This is a genomic window from Pseudomonas sp. NFPP07 (genome assembly GCF_900115645.1).
Classification (GTDB): Bacteria; Pseudomonadota; Gammaproteobacteria; order Pseudomonadales; family Pseudomonadaceae; genus Aquipseudomonas; species Aquipseudomonas chlororaphis.
In genome coordinates, this window is the sequence record NZ_FOXG01000001.1 from 722,396 (window position 1) to 738,191 (window position 15,796).

A 15,796-nucleotide genomic window follows, 5' to 3' on the forward strand; every position below is an offset into this window, starting at 1 on the left:
GAAGGCCTCTGGAGGTTTGGCGCAAGATCGGGAACCAAGGCCCTGCGGACCTTATCGCAGCCTCGCGGGCTCGGCAGCGGCTACAGGGCCAATGTTGAGCCGAGATCGTTGTGGCAGTGGCTACAGCGAAAATTCCTACAACACGCGTCGACTCCCATCACCTTGTCCCGCCGGGCCCCGGACTCTATGGTTTAGTCTGTCACTGCAAACTCAGTGACAGGGCGTAGGAACCCTTTTGATGACCCTGGGCGCACTGGAGCCAGTTCAATGAAAAAGGTTGTTTCCGATACACCCGCCCTACCCACCTCACCCCGCCGCTACATGGCCCTGACCAGCAACGACTGCACCATCCCCGCCTTGCTGATCGACACCGAGGCGCCATTGGATGTGCTGCACGAAGCCGCCGCCCACCGCATCCGCGCCGCGGCCCAGTTGCTGGAAAACCTCGCCAGCGACGCCAACCTGCACGGCAACCCGGCGCTGCTCCAGGATTTCGCCCAGCTCTGCGTCATCCCCCTGCGCGACGGTTGCGACCTGCTGGACGTACTCGGCCGGCGCCTGCAGGAACAACTGCTGAGCTGAACCTCGATCCGGGGCCGGCGACTCCAGCCGGCCCTGCGCCGACGCCGTCCTCAACCCGGTCATTGCAAAGGGACATTAGCCCATCTGTGCTAATCGACCCTCCCCCACCCCGGCGATATAGTGCCAACCACTCACTCGCTCGCTCTTCTCAACACCGCCGCTCTGCGGTGTCGGGGTCGGCTGCGCCGTAGAAAACACAATAATGCCAAGGAAGAATCACCATGAACCTCCACCCCACTGCTCGTCCCCTCGCCCTGCTGAGTATCCTGGCGCTCGCCCTGGGCGGTTGCGCCATTGCCAAACCCAGCAACGACGACCTCAAGAACCGCGCCCAGACCACCCTCGGCAAGCCCGTGACCACGGTCTCCAATGTGCGTAGCGACGCGTCCCAGACCTACTTCACCGCCAGCACCAGCAACGGCGAATACAATTGCATCCTGCCCAGTGGCGGCATGGTCGCCTTCGCCTCCATGGGCGGCGTCGTGGCGCTCCCCGCCGAGTGCACCAAGCAGTAAGCCGCGGCCCATCGCCGAGGGTTCATGGCGCCAGACTTCACACCGTGAAGCAGGGCCTGCAGATCTCTGGCTGCAGCGCCCGGTGCGGCCACACAGGGCTGCTCAGCTGGAAATCCGCGACTTCAACAGCCAGGCCTCGAAGGCTGTGGCAGTCAGCGGCCGGCTGATCAGGTAGCCCTGGGCCGTGTCGCAATGCCAGCGCTCCAGCAGGCGCAGGCTGCGCTCCTGCTCCACCCCTTCGGCCACCACCTTGAGCCCCAGGTTGTGGCTCATCTCGATGGTGGAACGCACGATCACCGCGTCGCCGCTGGTTTCGTCGAGGTTGCGGATAAACGACTGGTCGATCTTCAACTCCTGCACCGGCAGCCGCTGCAATTGCGCCAGCGACGAGTAGCCGGTGCCGAAGTCGTCCACCGACAGGCTGATGCCGCAGTCGCGTAGGCTCTGCAACACCTCCAGCGCCTGCTCCGGATGACGCATGATCGCGCTTTCGGTGATCTCGAAAATCAGCTGCTCGGCGGACAATCGATAACGCTGCAGCAACACGCTCACCCGCGCCGCCAGGTCGTGGCCATGCAGGTCGTCCGCCGAGATGTTCAGCGACAACTGCAGATGCAGCCCGCGCATGTTCCATTCGGCCAGTTGCCGCATGCCCTCCTCGATCACCCACAGGGTCAGGCTGTTCATGCTGCCGGTCCGCTCGGCCAGGGGGATGAACTCCGCCGGCGAGACCATGCCGAATTCCGGATGCTGCCAGCGCAGCAGGGCTTCGGCCTGGTGCACATGGCCGTGACGCAGGTCCAGCTTGGGCTGGTACAGCAAGAACAGCTCGCCTTCCGCCGCGGCCCGGCGCAGGTCGCGGATCAGTCCGATCTGGCGCTGATGGGCCAGGTCGCGGTCCTGCTGGTAGATCTGCAGGTAACCGGGCTGGGCGGCCGCATCGTGGCGGGCGATGGCGGCGCGGCTGATCAGCTCTTCCGCCGATTGTCCGTCGGTGGGGTAGACCGCCACGCCGATGCACACCTGGCGCTGCACTTCATCGCCACGCAGGGGCTGCGGCCGGCTCAACAACGCATGGAGCCGGTCGGCCATGGCCACCGCGCCATCGATCTCGGTATTTTCCAGCAGCAACAGAAACTCGTTGGCGGTGATGCGCGCGGCGGTGTCGCCGGTGGACACCGTCTCCGACAGCCGCCGGCTGACTTCGCGCATCATTTGCTCCACCCCTTCCGGGCCCAGGCCTTCGTTGATCGCCCGATAGTCCTCGATCCCCAGGTACAGCAGCACCACCTTGCGCCCGGCGCTGATGGCGTTGCTCAGGCGCTCCATGGCCAGCGCCCGGTTGGGCAGGCCGGTCAGGGGATCGTGCAGGGCGTTGTGGGCCAGTTGCAGCTCGCGGCTGGCAATCCCGCTCTGCATGGCGTTGATCGCCTCGGCCAGCAAGCCGAACTCGTCGGTGCGCTTGAGCACCACCGGCACCTGGTAGTTGCCGGCGCCGATGCGTTGGGCGGCATCGGCCAGCACATTCAATGGCCGCGACACCCGCCGCGCCATGAACAGGGCGCCGGCCAGCGACACCACCAGCGCCGCCAGGGCAATCACCAGGAACTCGCGGTCCAGCGGCGCAAAGGCCTGCAAGGCGTGATCCAGCGGGCTTTGCAGCAACGCCAGAACCTTGGGGTCGTCGGGATCGTCGGTATTGGCCAGCTGCAGGGCCTGATTGAGGAAGCGCTTGCCGTGGGCATCGCTCAACTGTGGTCGCGCGCGCCAGGACGCATTGCGCAGGGTGGTGATGATGGTCGCCCAGAAAATATCCGGCTGAGTGCTGAACAGCTCCCCCGCGCGCCCGTCCTGCAGGGTGAGGAAGGACACCTCCAGGTTGCTCATGGAACGCAACTCGCTGGCGAACAGGTCGTCCATGCGAAACGCCATGACCACCCGATTCATGTGCATCGGCGTCAGCACCTGCCCCTGTACCAGCAGATAAGGCTGGCCCTTGAGCGCGACGATCAACATGCTTTTGTTCTGCCGCAGGGCCGTGCGCAAGGCTCGGTCGTAGGGGAAATGCTCACGCTCGGCGATCGCCCCCAGGGTGCTGGCGATCACCGTGCCTTCGGCGCCGAGCACGAACAGCTCGCTGCCGCGGGTGCCGGTACCATGCTGACGCAGCGCCTCGAGAATCGCCTGCGAGTCGCCGCTGATCACCGCCTCACGGAACTGCGCGTCCACCACCAGCCAGTCCACGCCATAACGCAAGCGCCGACCGCGCAGTTCCAGCAGGCGTTCGAAGACCCGGGTGCCGGTTTGCAGCTGCACTTGCGCCTGGTTTTCCACCGCATGATTGGTCGCGGCCTTGACGGCGAAATACACCACCCCGATCACGATCAACAGCAACAACGCCAATACCCCAGTGATCCTTACCTGGAACGTATGGCGCCACTTCATGAGACGGCTCTCGTCGCCGCGACCTCACTGTTGTCGCCCCTGCACCCCCACGGCGACACCCGCCGCTCCCCGCTGAAAAGTCCTTTGATCATTACGCGTCCCTCTGGGCAGCTTAAGATGCGTCAAATAAATGCCATTTCCCTGACAACATTTAATCGGTCCAGATTAGACTGCCAAGAGAAGAAGATCACGCAATAAAATCAGGGGGTTCATAAAGTCATTTTTTTGTCACCGCCAATTTACCAACGTTCTTGCGCAGAAATGACAGCCTCACAATCAGCGCTTTGGAGGCTGCCCTGCGTTGCGGCGACAAGGACTGAAATAATTGATCCGGCCCGGGCACCATTGAAACCGCTCGTCACCTGCCCCATCTAACTTCGCATACCCCATTGCGCAGGTGCCCCATGAGCGACCAGCAAGAACTTCCTGAAACCATGAGTGAATACGCCGACCCGGAAAACGCCGAACTCCATACCTCCTCCGGCAAGGGTCTGGCCCTGCCTGGGCAGAATCTGCCGGACAAGGTCTACATCATCCCGATCCACAATCGGCCGTTCTTCCCCGCGCAAGTCTTGCCGGTGATCGTCAATGAAGAACCCTGGGCCGAAACCCTGGAGCTGGTGAGCAAGTCCGAACACCATTCCCTGGCGCTGTTCTTCATGGACACCCCGCCGGAAGACCCGCGCCATTTCGACACCTCGGCCCTGCCGCTGTACGGCACCCTGGTCAAGGTGCACCACGCCAGCCGCGAAAACGGCAAGTTGCAGTTCGTGGCCCAGGGCCTGACCCGCGTGCGCATCCGCACCTGGCTCAAGCACCATCGCCCGCCCTACCTGGTGGAGGTCGAGTACCCGCACCAGCCGAGCGAGCCGACCGACGAGGTCAAGGCCTACGGCATGGCACTGATCAATGCGATCAAGGAACTGCTGCCGCTCAACCCGCTGTACAGCGAAGAGCTGAAGAACTACCTCAACCGCTTCAGCCCCAACGACCCGTCGCCGCTGACCGACTTCGCCGCCGCGCTGACCTCGGCCACCGGCAACGAACTGCAGGAAGTGCTCGACTGCGTGCCGATGCTCAAGCGCATGGAGAAAGTCCTGCCGATGCTGCGCAAGGAAGTCGAGGTCGCGCGCCTGCAGAAAGAGATTTCCGCCGAGGTCAATCGCAAGATCGGCGAGCATCAGCGCGAGTTCTTCCTCAAGGAACAGCTCAAGGTCATCCAGCAGGAGCTGGGCCTGACCAAGGACGATCGCAGCGCCGACATCGAGCAGTTCGAGCAGCGCCTGACTGGCAAGGTCCTGCCTCCTCAAGCGCAAAAGCGCATCGTGGAGGAAATGAACAAACTGTCGATCCTCGAGACCGGCTCGCCGGAGTACGCGGTCACCCGCAACTACCTGGAATGGGCCACCGCGGTGCCCTGGGGCGTGTACGGCGAGGACAAGCTCGACCTCAAGCATGCGCGCAAGGTGCTGGACCAGCACCACGCCGGGCTCGACGACATCAAGAGCCGGATTCTCGAATTCCTCGCGGTCGGCGCCTACAAGGGCGAGATCAGCGGCTCCATCGTGCTGCTGGTGGGCCCGCCCGGCGTGGGCAAGACCAGTGTCGGCAAGTCCATCGCCGAATCCCTGGGCCGGCCGTTCTACCGCTTTAGCGTCGGCGGCATGCGTGACGAGGCCGAGATCAAGGGCCACCGCCGCACCTACATCGGCGCCTTGCCGGGCAAGCTGGTGCAGGCGTTGAAAGACGTCGAGGTGATGAACCCGGTGATCATGCTCGACGAGATCGACAAGATGGGCCAGAGCTACCAGGGCGACCCGGCCTCGGCGCTGCTGGAAACCCTCGACCCGGAACAGAACGTGGAATTCCTCGACCACTACCTGGACCTGCGCCTGGACCTGTCGAAAGTGCTGTTCGTATGCACCGCCAACACCCTGGATTCGATTCCCGGCCCGTTGCTGGACCGGATGGAAGTGATTCGCCTGTCGGGCTACATCACCGAGGAAAAACTGGCCATCGCCAAGCGCCACCTGTGGCCCAAGCAGCTGGAAAAGGCGGGTGTGTCCAAGGCTAACCTGAGTATCAGCGACGCGGCCCTGCGCGCGGTGATCGATGGTTACGCCCGCGAGGCCGGCGTGCGCCAGCTGGAAAAACAGCTGGGCAAACTGGTGCGCAAGGCCGTGGTGCGGCTGCTGGAAGATCCGGACGCGGTGATCAAGCTCGGCACCAAGGACCTGGAAGCCTCCCTGGGCATGCCGGTGTTCCGCAACGAGCAGGTGCTCAGCGGCACCGGGGTGATCACCGGCCTGGCCTGGACCAGCATGGGCGGCGCCACGCTACCGATCGAAGCCACGCGGATTCATACCCTCAACCGTGGCTTCAAGCTCACCGGGCAATTGGGCGATGTGATGAAGGAGTCGGCGGAAATCGCCTACAGCTACGTCACCTCGCACCTCAAGCAGTTCGGTGGCGATGCCAAGTTCTTCGACGAGGCATTCGTCCACCTGCACGTGCCGGAAGGCGCCACGCCGAAGGATGGCCCGAGCGCCGGGGTGACCATGGCCAGCGCCCTGCTGTCGCTGGCGCGCAACCAGCCGCCGAAAAAGGGCGTGGCCATGACCGGCGAGCTGACCCTGACCGGGCATGTCCTGCCCATCGGCGGGGTGCGCGAGAAGGTCATCGCGGCGCGCCGGCAGAAGCTCTACGAGCTGATCCTGCCGGAAGCCAACCGCGGCCACTTCGAAGAGCTGCCGGACTACCTCAAGGAAGGCATCACCGTGCACTTCGCCAAGCGTTTCGCCGATGTGGCGAAAGTGTTGTTCTAAACGCGGATCTGTAGGAGCAGCGTCGACCGGCTGCTCCTACAACGCCTCGCCTGCCCCACCACATATTCCTCAATCTTCGGTTATGCTCGCCCTTTGTCATGACCGGAGCTTTCTGACCCATGTCACCGATTCGTCTGTTGCTGCCCCTCAGCCTCGCCCTGCTCGCCGCCTGCGCCAGCCAACCCAAGCACAACGTCACGGTCGAGAACCAGAGCGAATGCCCAGTGCAACTGAGCAACGGGCAAAACCTGATCCTGACCCTGCCGAGCAACCCGACCACGGGTTATCGCTGGGCGATCCAGGACTCGGCCGGCGGCGTGCTGCGCAAAATCAGCCCCGAGGTCTACAGCAACCCCGAAGACAGCGGCCTGGTAGGCAGCGCCGGCCAGTCCACCTGGCGCTTCCAGGCCTTCGCCGCCGGCACCGGGCGCCTGCTGCTGACCTATCAACAGCCCTGGGCTCCGGAAGTCGCGCCGGTGAAAGCCTTCGACTGCACCATTTCGGTCAAATGACATGGGCTGGCTGATCCTGGCGCTGATGGGCGCGGTGACCTTCCTCTACGGCCTGAGCATCCACGCCACCCTGCTGTGCCTGCTGGTCAAGCCGCTGCCGGTGCTGGCCCTGCTTGGCTGGCTGCACGATGCGCCCCCCAGCGACTATCGCCGCTGGATCAGCCTCGGCCTGTTGTTCTCCCTGCTCGGCGACGTGCTGCTGGCCTGGCCCGCCGACCTGTTCGTGTTCGGCCTCGGGGCCTTCCTGGTTGCGCACCTGGCCTACCTCAAGGCCTATACCAGCGATTGCCGGCGCCTGGCGCCCTTGCCCCTGCTGCTGGCCCTGGTCGTCGGCGCGGCGTTGCTGGGCCTCCTGATCAGCCATGGCCTCGGCCCGTTGCTGGTGCCGGTGATCGTCTACGGCCTGGCCATCAGCGCCATGCTCTGGCGCGCCCTGGCTCGCTTGGGCAGTGAGGTGCCCAAGCGCTCGGCGCAACTGGCCGCCGCCGGCGCCGTGGCCTTTGTGTTCTCCGACAGCATGATCGGCATCAGCCGTTTTGTGGTGGCCTTCGATGCCGCGCCCTACCTGATCATCCTCAGTTACTGGCTGGGGCAATGGGGGATTGCAGCCTCGGCCTTCCGCCAGAAGCCCCGCTGAACCTGTAGCCCTGTAGCCGCTGCCGAGCCCGCGAGGCTGCGATCGGCTGCGCAGCGGCCGTAAAACCAGTCGCCACGGCTCTTCAGATAAACCCCATGCACAGGCTTGGCGAGGACTACGTCCTCGTGCGCAGCCTCGCAAGCTCGGCAGCGGCTACAGGGCCACAGGTGGGCATCAACCTTGTGTCGCCCTTGAGGCCCCGAAGGCCCTTCGGGCCTTATCGCAGCCTGCGTCAGCGGCTACAATGCCGCCCCTCTTTCTATCTCCACCGCTGGAACCGCCGTGAGCAAAGAACCCGACCGCCTTTTCGCCCAGCCCCTGGCCCAGGTGCCCGACTTCGCCTTCAACGAGGACGTGGTGCGGGTGTTCCCGGACATGATCAAGCGCTCGGTGCCGGGTTACCCGACCATTGTCGAGAACCTCGGCGTGCTCGCCGCCCAGTTCGCCCAGCCCAACAGCGTGCTCTACGACCTGGGCTCGTCCCTCGGCGCCGTGACCCAGGCCCTGCGCCGCCATGTGCGCACCGACGGCTGCCGGGTGATCGCGGTGGATAACTCGGCGGCCATGGTCGAGCGCTGCCGCGAGTACCTCAACGGCCAGGACTCGATGTTCCAGGAGCTGTTGCCGGTCGAAGTGATCGAAGGCGACATCCTCGCCCTGGAATTCCAGCCGGCCTCGGTGGTGGCGCTGAACTTCACCCTGCAATTCATCGCCCCCGAACAGCGCCTGGCCCTGCTCGGGCGCATTCGCCAGGCGCTGCTGCCCGGCGGTGCGCTGATCCTCTCGGAGAAGCTGCGCTTCAACGACTCCGAGGAGCATGCGCTGCTCACCGACCTGCACATCGCCTTCAAGCGCGCCAACGGCTACAGCGAACTGGAAATCGCCCAGAAGCGCAGCGCCATCGAAAACGTCATGAAGCCCGACAGCCTCGAAGAACACCGCGAACGCCTGCTGGCCGCCGGGTTCTCGAAAGTCGTGCCGTGGTTCCAGTGTCTTAACTTTGCCTCGTTGATTGCCTTGCCATGATCGATCTGTCCCCCCTCGCCCGCCGTCTGGCCGGTACGCCGCTGGCTGACTGGGCCAACACCCTGCAAGCGCAACTCGACACCAAGATGGAAAAGGGCCACGGCGACCTGGAGCGCTGGCAGAGCGCGCTGGACGCGCTGCCGAAGATCCAGCCGAGCACCATCGACCTGCTCAATGGCCTGACCCTGGACACTGACTGCGACGACGCCACCCGCGCCCAGATGCGCAGCGCGCTGATGGGCCTGTCGCCCTGGCGCAAGGGCCCGTTCGACCTGTTCGGCGTGCACGTGGACACCGAATGGCGCTCGGACTGGAAATGGTCGCGGGTCGCGAAGCACCTGGACCTGCAAGGCAAACGCATCCTCGATGTCGGCTGCGGCAACGGCTACTACATGTGGCGCATGCTCGGCGCCGGTGCCCACAGCGTGATCGGCGTCGATCCGAACTGGCTGTTCTTCTGCCAGTTCCAGGCGGTGCAGCGTTACCTGTCGGAGCCCGCGGTGTGGCACCTGCCGTTCCCGTTCGAGGACCTGCCGCCCAACCTGGAAGGCTTCGACACGGTGTTTTCCATGGGCGTGTTCTACCACCGCCGCTCGCCGATCGAGCATTTGCTGGCGCTCAAGGACTGCCTGGTCAAGGGCGGCGAACTGGTGCTGGAAACCCTGGTGGTGGAAGGCGACCGGCATCAGGTGCTGGTGCCGGAAGACCGCTACGCGCAGATGCGCAACGTGTGGTTCCTGCCGTCGGTGCCGGCCCTGGAACTGTGGCTGCGCCGTGCCGGCTTCAGCGATGTGCGTTGCGTGGATGTGAGCGTGACCAGCATCGAGGAACAGCGCGGCACCGAGTGGATGAAGTACCAGTCGCTGAGCGATTTCCTCGACCCGAACGATCACAGCAAGACCATCGAAGGCCTGCCGGCGCCGATGCGCGCCGTTATCGTCGCCAGGAAGTAATTGCGGCGTCTGGGCGGATCAGCGCGCCCGGCGCGCCTTGAAAAACTCGCTCAACACCGCGCCGCACTCTTCGGCCAGCACTCCGCCCTCGACCAATACCCGGTGGTTGAGAAAGCCCTGGCTGAAGAACTGCCCCTGGCTCTGCACGATGCCCGCCTTGGGCTCCAGCGCGCCGTACACCACCCGGGCGATACGCGAATGCACGATCAGCCCGGCGCACATGCTGCACGGCTCCAGGGTCACGTAGAGGGTGCTGCCGGGCAGTCGATAGTTGTCGAGCGCCTGGGCCGCGGCGCGGATCGCGACCATCTCCGCGTGGGCGCTGGGATCGCTGCCGCTGATCGGGCAGTTGAAACCTCGGCCGATGATTTCCCCGTCCTGCACCAGCACCGCGCCCACCGGCACCTCGCCCAGGGCCGCGCCCTGGGCGGCCAGGGCCAGGGCTTCACGCATGAAGTCCTGGTCGCGGCTGCGATCGATGATCCGGGCGGGGCGAATCTGCCGCATCAGGCCACCTCGATGGCGGCCATCAGGCCGGTTTCCATGTGGTCGATCACATGGCAATGGAACATCCACACCCCCGGGTTATCCGCCACCAGCGCCACCCGGGCACGCTCGTTCTTGCCCAGCAGGTAGGTGTCGGTGAAGTACGGGGTGATCTTCTTGCGGTTCGAGGCGATGACCTTGAAGCTCATGCCGTGCAAGTGGATCGGGTGCTGGTACTGAGTCATGTTCTTCAATTCGAAAATGTAGCTCTGGCCCTTCTTGAGCGTGGCGATCGGGCGGTCGGCACAGGTCTTGTCGGTGATGTCCCAGGCCTTGCCATTGATCTGCCAGAGGCTCGGTGGCTTGCCATTGTCCACGTTCACCGAGACCGAGCCAACCCACTCGAAGTTGAAGTTGAGCTTCTCGGCGTTATCCAGGTCCGGCTCGGCGATCGGGTTGGCCGGCAACGCCGGCGGCCACTCGGTCGGCACGTCGCTGTTGGCCACCGAACGCAAGGTGCCCAGGCGCACCGGGCCGTTGCGCAACGACAGCTCTTCGCCGGCCGGCGGTGCCTTGATCGCCAGGCAGATGCGCATGCCCGGCCCCAGCCAGTACTCCTTGCCCAGCGGCCGCGGCTCGATGGGGTTGCCGTCCAGGGCGTAGATCTGCGCTTCGACACCCGGAATGTTGATGCGGTAGGTCAGGGTGTTGTCGAGGTTGAGCAGGCGCACGCGGGTGATCTGCCCGGCCGGGATCTCCACCACTGCCTGGGACACGCCATTGATGGTCGACAGGCGCCCCGCCGTGCCGCCACGCGCCGCCTCGCGGGGAATGCTGAAAGGCACGAAGGCGCCGGCTTCATCTACATGCCAGCTTTTCAGGCTCAGGGTGCGTTCGTACTTGAAGCCGGTGGGCTCGCGCTCTTCGATGATCAACGGGCCGACCAGGCCGCGGCCCAGTTCTTCGCTGCTGTTGACGTGGGGGTGGTACCAGTAGCTGCCGGCATCCGGCACGCGGAACTTGTAGTCGAAGTACTCGCCCGGCATCACCGGCAATTGCGAGACGTAAGGCACGCCGTCCATTTCCAGCGGCAGGCGGATGCCGTGCCAGTGGATGGTGGTGGCCACCGGCAGGTGGTTGATGAAGCGCACCCGTAGCCACTCGCCCTGGCGCACCCGCAGCTCGGTACCCGGCGCAGACGGGCCAAAGGCCCAGGCTTCGGTCTTGTGGCCCGGCACCAGTTCCACGTCCAGCGGCGCGGCGATCAGTTGATAATCGTGGCCCGCCTCGGCGTCGGCCATCTTGCCCAGCCAGTAACGCGCCGCGCCACCGGCGCCCACGCCAACCACTGCAAGACCGGCCAGACCACCGAGTATCTGTCGACGGGTAAAGGACATGGACTCAACTACCTCACGTATCCGCGGCGGGCCGGGGCCCGCAAAAGGCGAATACGATACACCCGCAGTTGAGAAACAGTAAGGCCGGCGTGGTGACCGGCCGCAGGCGTAACCGCCCCTGTAGCCGCTGCCGAGCCTGCGAGGCTGCGTACGGGCGCGCAGCGCCCGCCAAGGCATCCAACGTGGTGGCTCAGGTGCAACGCATTGCCTGGGTTGCGGACGCTTCGCATCCGTACGCAGCCTCGCTCGCTCGGCAGCGGCTACGTCGGAGATAGGCCGACGAGCAGATGCACCACGCCGCCGACCAGCGCCATTACCCCGGGCACGCCGGCATTACGCAAGGCCGTGGCATCGAGCAAGGTCGGGTCATGCAATTCCACCCGCACCCGGGTCAGGGCCACACGCTGCCGGCTCTTGAGGTTGTTGGCGCCGCCCAGCGCCGCAATCACGGCCTGGTCCAGGGCGGCGTCGTCCTTGACCGGGGCCGTCGTTTTCGGCTGGTCGGGCACCAGGTCCGGGGTCAGGGCTTTCCAGAACGCCCGCTGCAATTTCTCGAACATGTTCAGTTCTCCAGAACCGGTGAAGGGGCCAGCGTCGATTGCCGATGCTGGTGCAAGGCGTCGCGCACCTGCTCGGCGCTTTCCAGGCCGAGAATGCGCCCGGCGAGGGCCTGGCACTGGCTCAGCTCGACCTCGCGCACACCGGCCTTGATCGCCGGAATCAGCGGCACGCTGACCGACAGCTCGTCCACGCCCAGCCCCAGCAACAGCGGCACCGCCAGGGTTTCCGAAGCCAGCGCCCCACACACGCCGACCCACTTGCCATGGGCATGGGCGGCCTTGACCGTGGAGGCGATCAGGCGCAGCACCGCCGGGTGGAAACTGTCGGCCTGGCTGGCCAGGCGCGGATGATCGCGGTCCATGGCCAGGGTGTACTGGGTCAGGTCGTTGGTGCCGATGGAGAAGAAATCCACCTCCGGCGCGAACAGGTCGGCCAGCAGCGCCGCCGACGGCACTTCGATCATGATCCCCAGCTTCGGCAATTCCTTGAGCCCCAGGGCCAGGGCTTCGTCCTCCAGCATCTGCCGCGCCTGCCGCAACTCCGCCAGCTGGGTGACCATCGGCAGCATGATATGCAGGCGGGCCAGCCCGGCGCTGGCGAGGATCGCCCGGAACTGTTCGCGCAACAGCTGCGGGCGCTCCAGGCACAGGCGAATCCCGCGCATGCCGAGGAAGGGGTTGGCTTCAGGCTCCATCGGCACATAGGCCAGCGGTTTGTCGCCGCCGACATCCAGGGTCCGCACCACCAGATTGCGCTCCGGCCCCAGGGCCCGGGCGATGGCGCTGTAGGTCGCGGCCTGTTCCTCGTGGCTCGGGGCGATGCCGCGGTCCTGGTAAAGAAACTCCGAACGCAACAGACCGACGCCCTCCCCGCCCAGGTCCATGGCCTGCTCGGCCTCGGCCAGCGAGGCGACGTTGGCCGTCACCTCGAAGTGATGGCCGTCGCGGGTCACCGCGGCCTGGGCCGACTGCTCCAGCTCCTGGCGCTGGCGCTGCTGTTGCTGCTGACGTCGTGCCTGCAACTGCGCGATCACCGCCGGCGCAGGCTCCAGGTGCAATTCGCCCTGGTCGGCATCCAGCAGCACCGGTGTACCGCTGGCCAACGCCAGCACCTGTACCGGCAGGCCGCAGACCGCCGGCAACCCCAGGGCCCGGGCCAGAATCGCCACATGGCTGGTGGCCCCGCCGCCGACCGTGGCGAACCCCAGCACCTTGCGGGTATCGAGGCCGGCGGTCTGGGACGGGGTGAGCTGCTCGGCAATCAGGATCGCCTGCTCCGGCAGGGCCCAGGCGCTGTCCTGCACACCCAGCAGCAACTTGAGCACCCGCTGGCCGACATCCATCAGGTCCAGGGCACGCTCGGCCAGCAACGGACTGCCTGAACCCTTGAACAGCTCGGCGGTGGCTTCGGTGGCGCGGTTCCAGGCGAATGCCGCGCTCTTGCCGTCGCTGATCAGGGCCTGGGCCTGCTCCAGCAGGCTCGGGTCTTCCAGCAATTCCTGGTGAGCCTTGAAGATCTCGCCCTGGGCTGTGCTGGCGGCCTTGTCCCGCAGCGCTTGCAGGGCCTCGGTGGCCTGCGCCAGCGCCCGCTCCAGCTGCCCGCGCTGCGCGACCTGATCGCTGGCGAACTCGACGATCTCAAGCTTCTGCTCGGCGACCTGCACCACTTGCCCGAAGGCCGAGCCCGTCGAGGCGCAGACGCCCCGCAGCAACTTGCCCGCTGGCGCGGCAACCGGCGCCACAGGTTCAGCGGCGATCACCGCGGTCACCGCCTCGCCACAACCACTCGCCAGCAATTCGGCCAGGGTCTTGATCGCCGCCTCGGCATCCGCGCCCGCCGCGCTGACCTGCAAGGCATCACCCTGCGCGGTCTGCAACGCCATGATCGCCACCAGGGACTTGGCGTTGGCGCTGGCCTGCTGCTTGTGCAGGCAGATGCTCGCCTTGAAGCCCTTGGCCGCCTGGGCGAACACCGCCGCAGGGCGCGCATGCAGGCCATTGGGATTGGGCAGCGTCACCGGTTTGGAGAACAGCGCCTCGCCCTCTTCCTCGGGCTCCGCGCTTGGCGCAGGCGCGCCCAGGCTCAGTTGCAACAACGGCTGGCCGCTGTCCACCAACGCACTGTCCCTTGTCAGCCAGGTGAACGGCTCGCCACTGACCACCAGCATCAGCGTCAACAGGCTGCGGGCATGCACGACGATGTAGTCGGCATCGAACTCGATCAACGGTTGCCCAGCCTCGACCCGCTGGCCCTCCTGCACCAGGCGGCTAAAACCCTTGCCCGCCAGGTTCACCGTGTCCAGGCCGATGTGCATCAGCACCTGCACGCCGTTGTCGTCGGTGATACTCACCGCATGGCCACTGTCCTGCACGTTGCTGACCACACCGGCCAGCGGCGCGCGCAGGGTCTGCGAGGTCGGGTCGATGCACAGGCCGTCACCGATGACCCGGCTTGAGAACACCGGGTCCGGCACTTGCTCCAGGGGCATCAGCAGCCCGGACAGCGGCGCGAGCAGTTGCAATTGTTGGGTTGTAGCCATGACTTCACCTGCTGTTTGTTCTTGTAAGTGCCGATGGAGCGCGAGCCCCGACAGCATCGCTTATTTCCACCAGTACTCGACCTGCAATCCGACGTTCGCACCATGCCTGGCCGTGCCGAAGGCGCCGGTATCGGACAGCGCCGAACCCGCCGCCAGCTCGTTCGCCGCGCGCTTGGCGGCCTGGTTCCAGCTGGCATAGGTGTAGTACAGGCGCACCTCGGGGCGCGCCCAGAATTCCGGGCCCTTGGGCGACCAGGTCGGGGCGAAGGTGAACTTGCTGAGCTTGCGCGTGCCGCCGGGGGCCTCGACCTGATCGTGGCCCAACTCGGTGACCAGCTTGAACTGCTCGCTGATCGCATAGGCCGGGCGGATGCCCAGGGAGATCCAGTTCTGGTCGTTACCGTCGGGGCGGATGTCTTTCTGATAGATCGCCTCGACCTGCCCGCCAAAGCGCGGGGTCAATTGCCAGTCGAAGAACTCCACCAACCGGTAGCTCTTGTTGCTGTCGTCCAGTTGCACATTGCCGGTGTAGCCCAACCCCGTGCCCGGGCCTTCGCCGTACTGCAATGCCAGCTTGTTCTTGCCGCCCAGGAAGTCCTTCTGCACATGCTGGGCGGTGATCGCCCAACCCCGATGGGCGTCGCGACTGTCGGGCTTGTCGATGTAGCTCAGGCCCAGCTCCAGCTCGCCGCCGGGGTTGGTCTTGAAACCGGCGACGTTGAAGTCGTGCCGGTTGATGTAGTCCTTCTGGTACAGGTTGTCCTTGCGCGAGAAGGCGTAGCTGTATTTCAGGTCGCCGATCAGCACATCCTCGATGCCGCCGCCGGTGGCGCTCTGGTTCCAGTAGTAGAAGTCGGAGATATGGATGTCGTTGCGCTTGTAGTAACGCCGGCCGGCCCACAGCGAGCCGCCATTGAGGCTGGGCATGTTCGACCACTGGGCATACATCTGCGGCATGCGCGCCGAGCCGTTGTCGCCCTGGAAGGTCAGGCTGCGGTCGTACTGGTTATACAGCGACGCCATGGCATCGACACTGAGCACCGAGCCGTCGTCCAGGGTGTACAGGTCCTGGCGCAGCTCCAGCTCGGCATACTGTTCGCATTCGTTGCCCAGGCGGTACTTGGACTGCGCGCCGGGCAGCTGGAAACAGGATTGCGAGCTGCTGTTGACCGAGCTCCCGAGGCCGCTACGCAGGTAACCGGCGAACTCCAGGGCCTGGGCCGAGAACGGCAAGGCCAGGCAGACGCAAGAGGCTGCAAGACCGCGATTTATTGTTGTTTTCATAAGCCACCCCATTATTTTTATTCTGTGTGTGCCC

At 65.3% G+C, this 15,796-nt stretch carries 13 protein-coding genes; 7 read left to right on the forward strand and 6 right to left on the reverse strand.

The window, feature by feature from the left end; translation table 11 throughout:
* Positions 1-267 precede the first annotated feature (267 nt).
* Positions 268-582, forward strand: a complete 315-nt coding sequence (locus BM019_RS03410; RefSeq protein ID WP_087090081.1) for a hypothetical protein — start codon at positions 268-270, stop codon at positions 580-582.
* Between the two features lie 221 nt (positions 583-803).
* A complete protein-coding gene (locus tag BM019_RS03415; protein WP_009045413.1) occupies positions 804-1,097 on the forward strand; it encodes a hypothetical protein in 294 nt (97 codons plus the stop codon).
* 102 nt (positions 1,098-1,199) lie between these two features.
* On the opposite strand, the gene BM019_RS03420 is transcribed toward BM019_RS03415, so the two are convergent.
* Positions 1,200-3,542 (reverse strand): putative bifunctional diguanylate cyclase/phosphodiesterase, encoded by a 2,343-nt coding sequence (locus BM019_RS03420; RefSeq protein ID WP_092417605.1) that lies wholly within the window; start codon positions 3,540-3,542, stop codon positions 1,200-1,202.
* A 404-nt stretch (positions 3,543-3,946) separates the two neighbouring features.
* Between BM019_RS03420 and lon the strand changes: the two genes are divergently transcribed.
* The 5 genes from lon to cmoB all read left to right on the forward strand — a co-directional run bounded on the left by lon (position 3,947) and on the right by cmoB (position 9,495).
* On the forward strand, positions 3,947-6,367 hold the full coding sequence (gene lon, locus BM019_RS03425; RefSeq protein WP_092417606.1) for an endopeptidase La: 2,421 nt from the start codon (positions 3,947-3,949) through the stop codon (positions 6,365-6,367).
* Positions 6,368-6,486: 119 nt separating this feature from the next.
* On the forward strand, positions 6,487-6,879 hold the full coding sequence (locus BM019_RS03430; protein WP_092417607.1) for a protease inhibitor I42 family protein: 393 nt from the start codon (positions 6,487-6,489) through the stop codon (positions 6,877-6,879).
* A gap of 1 nt (position 6,880) precedes the next feature.
* Positions 6,881-7,516: a lysoplasmalogenase gene (locus BM019_RS03435; protein WP_092417608.1), complete on the forward strand. Its 636-nt coding sequence runs from the start codon at positions 6,881-6,883 to the stop codon at positions 7,514-7,516.
* A gap of 282 nt (positions 7,517-7,798) precedes the next feature.
* Positions 7,799-8,542, forward strand: coding sequence for a carboxy-S-adenosyl-L-methionine synthase CmoA (gene cmoA, locus BM019_RS03440; protein WP_092417609.1), 744 nt, complete (start codon positions 7,799-7,801; stop codon positions 8,540-8,542).
* Positions 8,539-9,495: a tRNA 5-methoxyuridine(34)/uridine 5-oxyacetic acid(34) synthase CmoB gene (gene cmoB / locus BM019_RS03445; RefSeq protein WP_092417610.1), complete on the forward strand. Its 957-nt coding sequence runs from the start codon at positions 8,539-8,541 to the stop codon at positions 9,493-9,495. The genes cmoA and cmoB overlap by 4 nt, the downstream gene beginning before the upstream one ends.
* Before the next feature lie 18 nt (positions 9,496-9,513).
* Here cmoB and tadA read toward each other — a convergent pair whose 3' ends face one another.
* The 5 genes from tadA to BM019_RS03470 form a co-directional block, all read right to left on the reverse strand.
* The gene (gene tadA / locus BM019_RS03450; RefSeq protein ID WP_092417611.1) at positions 9,514-10,002 is read right to left on the reverse strand and encodes a tRNA adenosine(34) deaminase TadA; all 489 of its coding nucleotides are present in this window, start codon (positions 10,000-10,002) and stop codon (positions 9,514-9,516) included.
* Entirely contained in the window at positions 10,002-11,378 is a 1,377-nt protein-coding gene (locus BM019_RS03455; RefSeq protein ID WP_092417612.1) for a multicopper oxidase family protein, read from the reverse strand. The genes tadA and BM019_RS03455 overlap by 1 nt, the downstream gene beginning before the upstream one ends.
* 260 nt (positions 11,379-11,638) lie before the next feature.
* A complete protein-coding gene (locus BM019_RS03460) occupies positions 11,639-11,938 on the reverse strand; it encodes a PTS sugar transporter subunit IIB (RefSeq protein WP_092417613.1) in 300 nt (99 codons plus the stop codon).
* Between the two features lie 2 nt (positions 11,939-11,940).
* Positions 11,941-14,478 (reverse strand): phosphoenolpyruvate--protein phosphotransferase, encoded by a 2,538-nt coding sequence (gene ptsP, locus BM019_RS03465; RefSeq protein ID WP_092417614.1) that lies wholly within the window; start codon positions 14,476-14,478, stop codon positions 11,941-11,943.
* A 60-nt stretch (positions 14,479-14,538) separates the two neighbouring features.
* The gene (locus tag BM019_RS03470) at positions 14,539-15,762 is read right to left on the reverse strand and encodes a maltoporin (protein ID WP_092417615.1); all 1,224 of its coding nucleotides are present in this window, start codon (positions 15,760-15,762) and stop codon (positions 14,539-14,541) included.
* Positions 15,763-15,796: the final 34 nt, after the last annotated feature.

Bases quoted from the DNA above. Each gene is read 5' to 3' on its own strand.
- BM019_RS03410 (WP_087090081.1), top strand. From the start codon at position 268: ATGAAAAAGGTTGTTTCCGATACACCCGCCCTACCCACCTCACCCCGC.
- BM019_RS03415 (WP_009045413.1), top strand. From the start codon at position 804: ATGAACCTCCACCCCACTGCTCGTCCCCTCGCCCTGCTGAGTATCCTG.
- BM019_RS03420 (WP_092417605.1), bottom strand. From the start codon at position 3,542: ATGAAGTGGCGCCATACGTTCCAGGTAAGGATCACTGGGGTATTGGCG.
- lon (WP_092417606.1), top strand. From the start codon at position 3,947: ATGAGCGACCAGCAAGAACTTCCTGAAACCATGAGTGAATACGCCGAC.
- BM019_RS03430 (WP_092417607.1), top strand. From the start codon at position 6,487: ATGTCACCGATTCGTCTGTTGCTGCCCCTCAGCCTCGCCCTGCTCGCC.
- BM019_RS03435 (WP_092417608.1), top strand. From the start codon at position 6,881: ATGGGCTGGCTGATCCTGGCGCTGATGGGCGCGGTGACCTTCCTCTAC.
- cmoB (WP_092417610.1), top strand. From the start codon at position 8,539: ATGATCGATCTGTCCCCCCTCGCCCGCCGTCTGGCCGGTACGCCGCTG.
- tadA (WP_092417611.1), bottom strand. From the start codon at position 10,002: ATGCGGCAGATTCGCCCCGCCCGGATCATCGATCGCAGCCGCGACCAG.
- BM019_RS03455 (WP_092417612.1), bottom strand. From the start codon at position 11,378: ATGTCCTTTACCCGTCGACAGATACTCGGTGGTCTGGCCGGTCTTGCA.
- BM019_RS03460 (WP_092417613.1), bottom strand. From the start codon at position 11,938: ATGTTCGAGAAATTGCAGCGGGCGTTCTGGAAAGCCCTGACCCCGGAC.
- ptsP (WP_092417614.1), bottom strand. From the start codon at position 14,478: ATGGCTACAACCCAACAATTGCAACTGCTCGCGCCGCTGTCCGGGCTG.
- BM019_RS03470 (WP_092417615.1), bottom strand. From the start codon at position 15,762: ATGAAAACAACAATAAATCGCGGTCTTGCAGCCTCTTGCGTCTGCCTG.